General features: G+C 47.6%; 9 protein-coding genes and 2 pseudogenes. 8 read left to right on the forward strand and 3 right to left on the reverse strand.

Features of this window, described 5'->3' with window-relative positions:
- On the reverse strand, nucleotides 1-722 hold a 722-nt coding region (locus H6F80_RS10620), incomplete at its 3' end, for a proton-conducting transporter transmembrane domain-containing protein (protein WP_277879102.1).
- Between the two features lie 751 nt (nucleotides 723-1,473).
- Here H6F80_RS10620 and H6F80_RS10625 point away from each other — a divergent pair.
- The 3 genes from H6F80_RS10625 (at nucleotide 1,474) to cysW (ending at nucleotide 4,363) form a co-directional block, all read left to right on the forward strand.
- Nucleotides 1,474-2,532, forward strand: a complete 1,059-nt coding sequence (locus tag H6F80_RS10625; protein WP_190791530.1) for a sulfate ABC transporter substrate-binding protein — start codon at nucleotides 1,474-1,476, stop codon at nucleotides 2,530-2,532.
- A 108-nt stretch (nucleotides 2,533-2,640) separates the two neighbouring features.
- Complete coding sequence (gene cysT, locus H6F80_RS10630) at nucleotides 2,641-3,492, forward strand: sulfate ABC transporter permease subunit CysT (protein ID WP_190791531.1); 852 nt, start codon at nucleotides 2,641-2,643, stop codon at nucleotides 3,490-3,492.
- The gene (gene cysW / locus H6F80_RS10635) at nucleotides 3,482-4,363 is read left to right on the forward strand and encodes a sulfate ABC transporter permease subunit CysW (RefSeq protein ID WP_199296497.1); all 882 of its coding nucleotides are present in this window, start codon (nucleotides 3,482-3,484) and stop codon (nucleotides 4,361-4,363) included. The genes cysT and cysW overlap by 11 nt, the downstream gene beginning before the upstream one ends.
- A gap of 252 nt (nucleotides 4,364-4,615) precedes the next feature.
- On the opposite strand, the gene H6F80_RS10640 is transcribed toward cysW, so the two are convergent.
- Nucleotides 4,616-4,945, reverse strand: coding sequence for a hypothetical protein (locus tag H6F80_RS10640; RefSeq protein ID WP_190791532.1), 330 nt, complete (start codon nucleotides 4,943-4,945; stop codon nucleotides 4,616-4,618).
- 772 nt (nucleotides 4,946-5,717) lie between these two features.
- Between H6F80_RS10640 and H6F80_RS10645 the strand changes: the two genes are divergently transcribed.
- From H6F80_RS10645 to H6F80_RS10675, 5 genes and pseudogenes are all read left to right on the forward strand, one after another.
- On the forward strand, nucleotides 5,718-6,032 hold the full coding sequence (locus tag H6F80_RS10645) for a hypothetical protein (protein ID WP_199296498.1): 315 nt from the start codon (nucleotides 5,718-5,720) through the stop codon (nucleotides 6,030-6,032).
- A gap of 240 nt (nucleotides 6,033-6,272) precedes the next feature.
- On the forward strand, nucleotides 6,273-7,088 hold the full coding sequence (locus tag H6F80_RS10650; protein ID WP_190791533.1) for a phospholipase A2 family protein: 816 nt from the start codon (nucleotides 6,273-6,275) through the stop codon (nucleotides 7,086-7,088).
- A gap of 498 nt (nucleotides 7,089-7,586) precedes the next feature.
- Nucleotides 7,587-8,559 (forward strand): annotated as a pseudogene (locus tag H6F80_RS29810) (IS256 family transposase); the annotation flags it as partial.
- Nucleotides 8,560-8,612: 53 nt separating this feature from the next.
- On the forward strand, nucleotides 8,613-9,626 hold the full coding sequence (locus tag H6F80_RS10670) for an IS701 family transposase (RefSeq protein ID WP_190791537.1): 1,014 nt from the start codon (nucleotides 8,613-8,615) through the stop codon (nucleotides 9,624-9,626).
- A 3-nt stretch (nucleotides 9,627-9,629) separates the two neighbouring features.
- A pseudogene (locus H6F80_RS10675) lies at nucleotides 9,630-9,881 on the forward strand (transposase); the annotation flags it as partial.
- A 76-nt stretch (nucleotides 9,882-9,957) separates the two neighbouring features.
- Here H6F80_RS10675 and H6F80_RS10680 read toward each other — a convergent pair.
- On the reverse strand, nucleotides 9,958-10,598 hold a 641-nt coding region (locus H6F80_RS10680), incomplete at its 5' end, for a WD40 repeat domain-containing protein (RefSeq protein WP_190791538.1).

A 10,598-nucleotide genomic window follows, 5' to 3' on the forward strand; every position in this document is an offset into this window, starting at 1 on the left:
GACTTCGCCACAGGTCCCAGGAACACCAGCACCGCAAACAAGCCTGCCAGTGCCATGCTGATTGCGCCCGACTCGACGAGCTGGGTCAGGCGATCGCCCATCAAATCAAACTCAAACGTATTCGTTGCCCAGTACAAACCGAGAATGCCGAGCAGCAGCCCAAAGTCGCCGACCCGGTTAGTTACAAAAGCTTTTTGACAGGCATCTGCGGCTGCTTTGCGGTCATACCAGAAGCCAATCAGCAGGTAGGAACACATCCCCACCAGTTCCCAGAAAATATAGACTTGCAGCAGGTTCGGACTAACGACCAAACCCAGCATTGAAGAACTAAATAGACTCAGATACGCATAAAAGCGGACATAGCCGGGGTCATGAGCCATGTACCCATCGGTATAGATCATCACGAAGAAGGCAACCGTTGTGACGATTACCAGCATCATCGCTGTAATGTGATCAATGGTGTAGCCCATACTCAGGTGGAAATCACCTGCCGCCGCCCATTCAAAAATCTGGGTATAGGGGGCATGCCCTTGAATCTGGCTCCACAGCAGCGCGAACGAGAAAAACATCGCGGCTCCCGTCAGCGACACAATAAACGTGGAGCTTAGACTGCGAAGCTTGCTGACTGTTTCGCCATAAGAAATCAAACCCAAACCCAGCACCATCGCCCCTGCCACGGGCAGAAAGGGGATTAGCCAGGCATATTCATACATCGGTTCCATGACTCACGCCCACTCCAAAAAGCAATTCAATTGAGTTGGCAAAACCGTTTACATTGTGACACAGACAAGTCACCCTGATTCTTGAACAAAGGAAAACAGATAGGAATTTGTGCCTATTACCCACTCTCAAGCAGGCAGGAGGATTAATCTGTTGTCAAAGGAACAGTCGCCTACAAGCTTAATTGTTCTTCAAGATTACGTCGAACGTCACTCGGTAGAAATCACCCGATCGCGTCAATCCTTCGATCGACCGAGGTGAAGTCGTATATAAAGGTACCCAAAGACGGAGCGTGAACAGAAGTCAGAACAGAGGTCATCAGACGATCGGTAGACGAGGCTAAGCAAAACCTGGTTCAGGATTACACGATTAACGGTTCAAAGCAGTGCCATTTCAGGTCGAAATCCTGTGCGTTTGCCCCCAGGCTAAGGTAGTCTCATATTAATTCCGGTAATTCGGTCGGGATTATTGGGTTTAAGATTGTTTGAGAGGCTGTTTGACCAGTAATCTATAGACAGTGATGTTTGTGAGCTGTCTCCCTAGTCCCCAATTTTGGATAAAACTGAGCTTTTTCCTGGATTCAAAGCTGCCGAAGTTAGGGAATCGAGGGGGTAAGGGGAAACAGAGGATATTGGGCAGGTAACCTAGGTCGTTGGTTCTTAGGTCATTGGTCATTCGTTATAGCGTTTGATTTTGTCTCGCCGATTTTGTTTTTGAGCTGTTGATTCTTGAGTTGTTGGGGTTGAGTTTTTCATGGTTGGGTCTGGCTACCAATTTTTTAGAGGTCGATCGCTTAAAAGGTTAATCGCAGGGTTTTTGTTGGGGATCAGCTTATCGATTTCGATCGTGGCTTGCAGTTCGGTAGGAAGTTCCCGTTCCCAAGTTGAGCTAACGCTGGTTTCCTTTGCAGTGACGCGATCGGCATACGAAAGCATCCTGCCCCTATTTGCGGCAAAGTGGAAGGTAGAGCATCAGCAGGACGTGGTCTTTAATCAGAGCTATGGTGGGTCGGGCGCGCAGGCACGGGCTATGGTGGATGGCTTAGATGCCGATATTGTCAATCTCGCCCTCGCACTGGATATGAAGCGAATTGAGAAAGCCGGACTGCTTCAGGCGGGTTGGGATCAGCGGATTCCGCATGGGGCGATCGTCACGCACTCTGTTGTGGATCTGGTGACTCGCGAGGGCAATCCTAAAAACATTCAGGGTTGGGCGGATCTGGCGCGAGAAGATGTGCGCGTGGTGACGGCAAACCCCAAGACTTCCGGCGGGGCACGCTGGAACTTTATGGCACTCTGGGGCGCAGTGACGCAGCGAGAGGGCAATGATATGCAGGCGTTAGACTACACGAAGCGCGTTTACAGCAATGCGCCAGTACTCCCTAGAGACGCACGGGAAGCCAGCGACGCTTTCTTTCAGCAGGGACAGGGCGATGTGCTGCTGAATTATGAAAATGAAGTGATTTTGGCACGGAAAAACGGCATGGATCTGCCTTCGGTGCTGCCGACCGATATCAATGTCTCGATCGATAATCCGATCGCTGTTGTGGATACCAATGTAGATAAGCACGGAACTCGTGCCGTCGCGGAAGCATTTGTGCAGTTTTTGTTTACACCAGAAGCACAGCGAGAATTTGCCAAAGCCGGATTTCGTCCAGTCGATCAGCAGATTGCTCAGGAGTTTGCAGCGCAGTATCCCAAAGTTAATAACCTATTCACGGTGAAAGAGCTAGGGGGCTGGGGTCAGGTGCAAGCCAAGTTCTTTGATGACGGAGCAGTGTTTGACCAGATTCAAGCCAGCCTTCGAGGGTAGCTTAATGTTCTTTGCAATGTAGATCCTCAAACATTGCTCCAACAATCTCCCAGCCCCGACACCTAAACCCTCATTTATTATCGATATCCAATCTCGGAGTTTTAGCGGATGACTTCTACGTCTCAATCGCCGGTGAGCCGCCCGGAACGTTCTGGTAAATTCTCACTGCCATCGCTGCCCTGGCGCGTCACTATCCTGTATCTCGCGGTGATGCTGCTGTTGCCGATCGTTGCCTTGTTTATGAAGGCAAGCAGCCTCAGCCTGTCCAAAATCTGGCAGATTGCCACTGATCCAGTCGCGCTGTCTGCTTATGATGTGACCTTTACGACTTCCCTGGCGGCGGCAGGCGTTAACGGAATTGCAGGAGTGATTATTGCCTGGGTGCTGGTGCGCTACGAGTTTCCTGGCAAGCGATTTTTAGATGCGGCGATCGATCTGCCCTTTGCCCTACCTACATCAGTGGCAGGTTTAACGCTGGCAACGGTGTATAGCGATAACGGCTGGCTTGGCTCACTGCTGGCTCCGTTTGGAATCAAGATTGCTTTTACACGGCTCGGCGTGTTTGTTGCCATGCTGTTTATTTCGCTGCCGTTTGTGGTGCGAACCGTACAGCCCGTTTTACAAGAAACCGAAATCGACGTGGAAGAAGCTGCCTGGTCGCTGGGGGCTTCCCCGAATCAGACCTTCTGGCGCGTGGTGCTGCCGCCGCTCCTGCCTGCGATTTTAACGGGCGTTGCGTTGGGGTTTGCCAGAGCGGTTGGAGAATATGGATCGGTCGTGATTGTGTCCTCCAACATTCCGTTTAAAGATCTGATCGCACCCGTTTTGATCTTTCAACGGCTGGAGCAGTACGACTACACGGGGGCAACGGTGATTGGTCTGGTCATGCTACTAGTTTCGCTGACGATGCTGCTGGCAATTAATCTTTTACAGGCTTGGGGACGACGCTATGGCTCATAACACTGGGATGACGGTCGATCGATCGAATCAAAAACTTAAAGCTGCAAACCAAGTAGGCTCGGGTGCCTGGGTGAAATGGGGGCTGATTGGCTTCGTGGTGGTTTATCTGGGCTTGATTCTCTTTATCCCTGCCCTGAACGTTTTTGTGCAGGCCTGTAGTGGCGGCATCGCTGGATTTCTGCATACCTTTAATGAGCGCGAGTTTCAGAATGCCGTGAAGCTCACGCTGATCATTGCAGCGATTGTCGTCCCGGTAAACACCATCTTTGGACTCTGTGCCGCCTGGGTGATTGCTCGCAATCGCTTTCCGGGTCGAACGCTGCTCCTGAGTATTCTAGACTTGCCCTTCTCGATCTCCCCAGTGGTCGCGGGTTTGATGATCGTGCTGCTTTACGGACGGCAGGGCTGGTTTGGTCCGATGCTGCAAGCGATCGATCTCAAGGTGATTTTTGCACTCCCTGGCATGATTTTGGCAACCTCGTTTGTATCGCTACCGTTTGTGGCGCGGGAAGTGATCCCGGTTCTAGAAGAAGTTGGACCAGAGCAGGAAGAAGCGGCGAAAACCCTGGGCGCGAAAGACTGGCAAATTTTTTGGCGCGTCACCCTGCCTAATGTGCGCTGGGGTTTGATTTACGGAATTATCCTAACCAATGCGCGGGCGATGGGCGAGTTTGGAGCCGTCTCCGTTGTATCAGGCAATATTTTGGGCAAGACACAAACAATGCCGCTCTTTGTTGAAGAGGCATATAAGCAATACAACACCCAGTCTGCCTACACTGCTGCAACGCTGCTGGCTTGTCTGGCGATCGTCACGCTGATTGTGAAGGAAATTGTGGAGCGCAGAACGGGAATCAAAAAAGGAGCAGGCTGATTTTTGTAAGCACCAGCTTTTATGACTTCCAGCGTCAGTACACTGTAGCTTTATCCTGGAGCTTCAGCAGATCCTCCACCTTTGCAAATTGACGATCGCACGCTTCCTGCAATTGATCGAGATCCTCGACTTTCTGCAGGAAGTTTTGCGATTCAGTTCTGCCCCTGCTCAGTCATTGGCATCCGCAGCGTGAATGCCATTCTCATGTTGACGATCGGGGTTCGCAGTAGATGGGAAATGATGCTGAAAAAATTATCGTTGAGCCAGTTGAGCTGACCGAATACTCCTCGTATGCCGCCGCAGTTCCAGGATGAAGCGATCGACTGCAAACTTAGAAATTCCTTGCTCAATCAGTCTTTGCATTAAGCGGCTGAGCATTGCATCGGTGATCTGCTCGACATTAATTCCTGATTGAGGATGTGTGAGTCGGTTCCAATATTGCTGGGCTTCCCCTTCCGGGTTGCTCTCAATTCGCTGATTGTAATAATTAGCTATCGCTTGATTGCAGGCAGCTCTCCAGCAGTTCCAATACTCGATGACAGCTGTGAACGAGAACGGCGAGCGTTGAACGACGTGGGACATAAACTCTATACCTGAAGTTAGAGGGCATGAACTTCGATTTAGTATAGAGGTCAATACGATCGGGATTACTGAATTGTTACGGAACGATTTAACTCTGATTCACACTAATTTATACTCAAAAATTCGTAATTACAGAAATTATATTCAAAGATTTATGTTCAGAAGAGAATTTCAATTTCCCGCATTGCTACCCTAGAACTTCTCTGGAACGGGTTCACTAGGGTTAGTAATATCCAGGTGTTGAGGTAAAGCTTTTTATTCCAGACACTCTAATTCCAGTGTCCATTAAACCTTCTATTTGTCCAGTTTAAACATTTAGTGTCCTAAATCCCTAAAGGCTAGATCATGCGTGGGGCAAGCATTTTGCCTTAAAAGCTGGCAGAAGCTAGTCCTACTGAATTTAAACAAATAATTGCCAACATCTGTCCATTAAACCTCTATTTGTCCAAATTTAAACATTTACTGTCTAACCCTCCATATCACTAAAACCCATGCAGGAAGAAGGTTTCAAGCTTAATGAAAGCTCTTTGTTCTTTTTATAAGATTAAACCAGTAATTGCCATTCTCTAAAAAATGGCTTCTAGATTTTTAAACAAATAATTGCCATTTTATATTTTGTTGGTGAAAAATATTTTTATAGATTAAGGGGCTTTGTTGGCCATAGTTCTTTATGATCTCGTTCTTACAGTTGAAAGGAAGTCCAGGATATCCTGGTTTTCAATAATGACTAAGTTTTAGAAACCTCCCCAACCCTGTTCCAGTATGAAGCGATATGCCCTGGTTATTGGCTATCCTTGACCATTTTGGTAAGGAGCGATTCCAGCTTACCTACGGGTTTTGCTCAAGTGATCTGAAGCGCTACTTGAGCCAGAAAGACTCCAACACTGGAATTAAAAATGGTCGGGTTGACCCAAGCCGGGATCAGCACATGGCACATGAGAAGAATCGAAATGGAAAGTACTACTGCGATCGCCTCGGTGCTGCCTGTGATTTTCAGATTGTGGGGTTAGAGAGCGATCGACTGATTGAGTGGATTCTAGAACAGCAGTTACCATTTGACTCGCTGTACTACTATGGGAGGCTTTAGCCTTATCTATATCAGCAATAGTCTTCAACAAAAGCTTAACATCTGAACATTCACAGATGGAGGAGCACCAACAATGCTATGAGTAACTTAACTTTGTTACAAAGGTGATATTAATTGCCAATTTACTACAAACCCGCGTAACTTTTCGATGAGTTTTATCTTAAAAAGTGATAAACATTCCTGAACGCCAATAAATCTCATGTATATTCCTAGTAATTGTTTCTTGAAAGACTCCTTAAGATGAGATTCGCAAAGCTTATTGCTGTTTCTTTATTCGCGTTGCTCTCTGTTCCTGTAGTAGTTGAAGAAGTGCGAGCAGATCACGATCGAGTAAATGGCTGCGGCAGCGATCCTTATGCAAGAGCTATACGCGATGAAGTATTTGCCAACTTTACGGAAGCCTGTAATAACCACGATCGCTGTTACGGTATCATAGGCAATGGAAGAGGGGATTGCGATAATAGGTTTTACAACGAAATGATCGATCGTTGTGATTCTACGTATGATGATTGGTATGAAAGACCCACGCGGAGTCTCTGCTATGGGTCAGCAGAACTGTATTATCAAGCTGTAAATCAGTTTGGTGGACGTGCTTATGAGCGTGCGCAGCAACATGCCAGACAGGCGAGAGAGGCAAGCCGTTCAGTCGAGTTGCCTACTACTGTAACAGAGGTAACGCGTGGTGGTGACGAATGCCATGAAGTTAGTTCGAGACAAGGGTGGCAGTACTTTAACCTCCTCAGGCCACGCACTCGTGTGGTAAGCATTAGTGGCTCATGGTCTGTTGATTCTAGGAGTTACCCTAGTGTAGGAGCCGGAGGACATTCAGGCGATGCTGCAAGCAGATTAGAACCATACAATCAATATAAGTACGATCGAGGTTTTGCTTTCGGTGCCTTGTTCGTTGACATTCCAACAGATGGTTATGGATATGTTCAAGTTTCAAGTCCGCAGTCCTTACCACGGACTATTACAAGAACTGCCATGAGAATCAATGATGCAGACAACGCTCTTGGAGATAATGCAGGATCACTTCGAGTATGCTTTGGAAGTTAAGTTTCGCTTAGCAAGCTTTACACATTGAGCCACAATGATAGTGTTAAAGTGTTCAGTAGCCCACGTGGTGGGCTACTGTTCTATAATTCGTAGTCTACAAGGATTTTTAAGTATCATTGTTTTATTTCTAGCTCAACCATGTCACTTATGAAGGGAAAATCCTTAATATCACTTGCAGTTCTCCTGTCTTGGACATCTCCAGTGCTTGCTGTTGATTTAATCAACAGAGACAGTGGAGGCTACGAAGTTGAAGTTACTTCTAACAATGGAACGATTGGTACCTCTATAGGTGCTACATCTATTAAGAGGGCTATATGCAGTAGTAGTTGTCAAATAGAGGTAAGAGGAGTTGGCATTATACAGGCGAGTGGAGATGATGTTGTCGTGATTGAGGGTGGAACTCTAAGTAAACAATGAGTTCTCAGAGACTGTAAATTAGATTGTGTCAAAGGTCAGAAATAAGATCTAATGAACTACTGAACCTGAGACATGACTTTTATGACATTTCCCCCTGAACTCCTGGACGAACTGCTCAAAGGCTACCAGAGTCCTGAAGACCTGTTGGGCGAAGGTGACATCCTCAAGCAACTAACCAAAGCGCTGGTGGAACGATGCTTGGAAGGAGAAATGAAGACCCACCTGGAGGAGCAACGCGCTGAAACTGCTCCCGCTCCTACCAAGAATCGTCGCAACGGACACAGTAAGAAGACAATCAAAGGTGAGTTTGGCGAGGCAGAAATTGCCGTGCCGCGCGACCGTATGAGCGAATTTGAGCCGCAGCTCATCAAGAAGGGGCAGACCCGGTTCGATGGGTTTGATGACAAGATTCTGTCGCTCTATGCTAGGGGCATGACGGTCAGAGATATCCAAGCCCAACTGCAAGACCTGTATGGGGTGGAAGTGTCGGCGGGGTTAATTTCCAATGTGACCGATGCCGTCGAGGAAGAGCGCAAACTCTGGCAGAATCGGACGCTTGATGCAGTGTACCCGATTGTCTACTTTGATGCCTTGGTGTCAAAGCCAGGCAGGATGGACGAGTGATCAACAAAGCCATTCACCTGGCGTTAGGCGTGAATTTATCGGGGACGAAGGAGCTTTTGGGACTGTGGATGACTCCAAACGAGTCTGCCAAGTTCTGGCTTTCTGTGCTCACCGAATTGAACAACCGAGGACTCAAAAACATCCTGATTGCTTGTGTGGATGGTCTGACTGGCTTTCCTGATGCCATTGAAGCCGTCTTTCCCAGGACGACCGTCCAACTGTGCATCGTTCACCTGGTCAGGAATTCCCTATCCTACGTGTCCTACAAAGACCGTAAAGCGGTTGCCGCCGACCTGAGGCTGATTTGATTTACACCGCTGCCACTGAGGCAGAGGCAGAGCAACGTCTGGTTGAGTTTGCCGAGAACTGGGATAAGCAGTCCCCAACCATTAGCAAGTCCTGGATGAGCCACTGGACTCGAATTATTCCCAGGACTTACGCAGGAACAGGGTAAGGTAGTACAAACAGCTGAGGGTTGAGCCAATGAGCTTCACCAAACTGGACTACTGCCAGTACCTACTCAGTAGCCCGATCAACTACACCTTGACGAACTTAGCCGAGCATCTTGAAGGGGTCAGTCACGATCGGGTGAACCGGTACCTGCGGCAGGAGAAACTGACGCCTCGATTGTTGTGGGAGAACGTTAAAGACCAGATGCAACCTTGTGAGGACGGCTTCATCGTCTTTGATGACACAGTACTCGACAAACGCTATGCCCACGCGATTGAGATGAGCCGCCGACAATACAGCGGGTGTGAACATCGGGTGATTCGCGGGATTGGGTTGGTCAGTTGCTTGTATGTCAATGCTCATACAGGGCAGTTTTGGGTCATCGACTATCGCCTCTACGACCCAGCAGAGGATGGCAAAACCAAACTTGATCATGTTGTCGAGATGCTCACCCACCTGGTTGAAATGAAGCAACTGCCCTTTGAGACGGTGCTGATGGATAGTTGGTATGCCGCTCAAAAGGTGATGGAACACATCGACCATTTAGGCAAAATCTACTACTGTCCACTCAAGGTGAACCGCTTGGTCGACGATACGGGTGGAGTCGAAAAGTACAAACGCATTGACCAGCTTGAGTGGAATGGGCTTGAACAACGACACGGCAAGCTCATTAAGGTTCGAGGATTTCCCAAAGATAAGAAGGTGAAACTGTTTCGGGTTATTGTCTCTACCGACAAAACAGACTATGTTGTCACAAACAACTTATCTCAAGCTTCCACTCATGTCGTACAACAGGTGTGCGATGTGCGCTGGAAGCTTGAGGAGTTTCACCGCGAACTCAAGCAGTTGACTGGAGTAGAAGCTTGTCAGTGTCGCAAGGCTCGGATTCAGCGTAACCACATCGCTTGTGCCTTGCTGGTTTGGGTGCGGTTGAAAACAATCGCCTACCAAACTCATCAAACGATCTATCGGGTCAAGCATCGAATGTTGTCGAGTTATTTGATTGAACAACTCAAACGCCCTTCCATTCTCATGGTACTTGCGTAAGTCCTGATTCCATTTTTTGCTTTCCCGCCTGAGATTCGTAAAGCCATCTACACCACGAATGCAATTGAGTCGATGAACATGACGCTCAGGAAAGTCCTTAAAAATCATCGCGCTTTCCCCACCGATGAGTCTGCCATGAAGGTCATTTACCTGGCGATTCACAATATTGCCAAGAAATGGACGATGCCGATTCGCGATTGGAAACCTGCTCTCAACCGCTTTGTCATTGAATTTGGCGATCGTATTCCTTTCTAACCTTCTTTACCTGACACAATCTACTTGACATATCCAGTTCTCACAACAAACAGCTTCTTGTATCTTTTAATTACTTTTATTTATGGAAGCGATCGCAAAGATACCGATCGCTTTTCTGTACATTGGTATTAGTTCTTAAATAGTCGCTGATCGAGTTACATCCCGTTGTCATAAGAGTATTTAAGTCTAGATTGTGAAGCGAATCTAATTGCCAAATAATAACCGTTCGATCTTTGCTTGCTGAAGCTAGTTGCCCTTGTCCAGGCTTACCAAGCGGATCAAAACTAACACCATTAACTTCGTCCCCATGCCCTTGAAGAGTTTTAATTAGTGCGCCATCCACATGCCAAAGCTTTACGGTTCCATCCCAACTTGCTGAAGCCAGCATTTGTCCGTCTGGACTAAAGGTCACATTTATAACATATCCCTGGTGTCCTCTAAAGGTTCTTAGTAATCTTCCATCCTCTATGCTCCAGAGCTTAATTGTTCTATCAGTACTAGAGGATGCAAGCAGTTTTCCATCAGGACTAAAACTAACGCTAGAAACTACATCAGAATGCCCTTGTGCTCCTCCAAGTATCTTAATTAGAGTACCGTCAGTGCGCCAAAGCTTTATTGTTTTATCTCGGCTAGCAGAGGCAATAGTCTGCCCATCAGGGCTATATTTAACATCAAAAATCCATCCATTATGAGCATCCTCAATAGTTTGGATAGCTG

The organism is Leptolyngbya sp. FACHB-711 (genome assembly GCF_014695615.1).
GTDB lineage: Bacteria > Cyanobacteriota > Cyanobacteriia > Elainellales > Elainellaceae > Leptolyngbya_A.

Coding starts and splice junctions, on each gene's coding strand:
- H6F80_RS10625 (WP_190791530.1), top strand. CDS start 1,474: ATGGTTGGGTCTGGCTACCAATTTTTTAGAGGTCGATCGCTTAAAAGG.
- cysT (WP_190791531.1), top strand. CDS start 2,641: ATGACTTCTACGTCTCAATCGCCGGTGAGCCGCCCGGAACGTTCTGGT.
- cysW (WP_199296497.1), top strand. CDS start 3,482: ATGGCTCATAACACTGGGATGACGGTCGATCGATCGAATCAAAAACTT.
- H6F80_RS10640 (WP_190791532.1), bottom strand. CDS start 4,945: ATGTCCCACGTCGTTCAACGCTCGCCGTTCTCGTTCACAGCTGTCATC.
- H6F80_RS10645 (WP_199296498.1), top strand. CDS start 5,718: ATGCCCTGGTTATTGGCTATCCTTGACCATTTTGGTAAGGAGCGATTC.
- H6F80_RS10650 (WP_190791533.1), top strand. CDS start 6,273: ATGAGATTCGCAAAGCTTATTGCTGTTTCTTTATTCGCGTTGCTCTCT.
- H6F80_RS10670 (WP_190791537.1), top strand. CDS start 8,613: ATGAGCTTCACCAAACTGGACTACTGCCAGTACCTACTCAGTAGCCCG.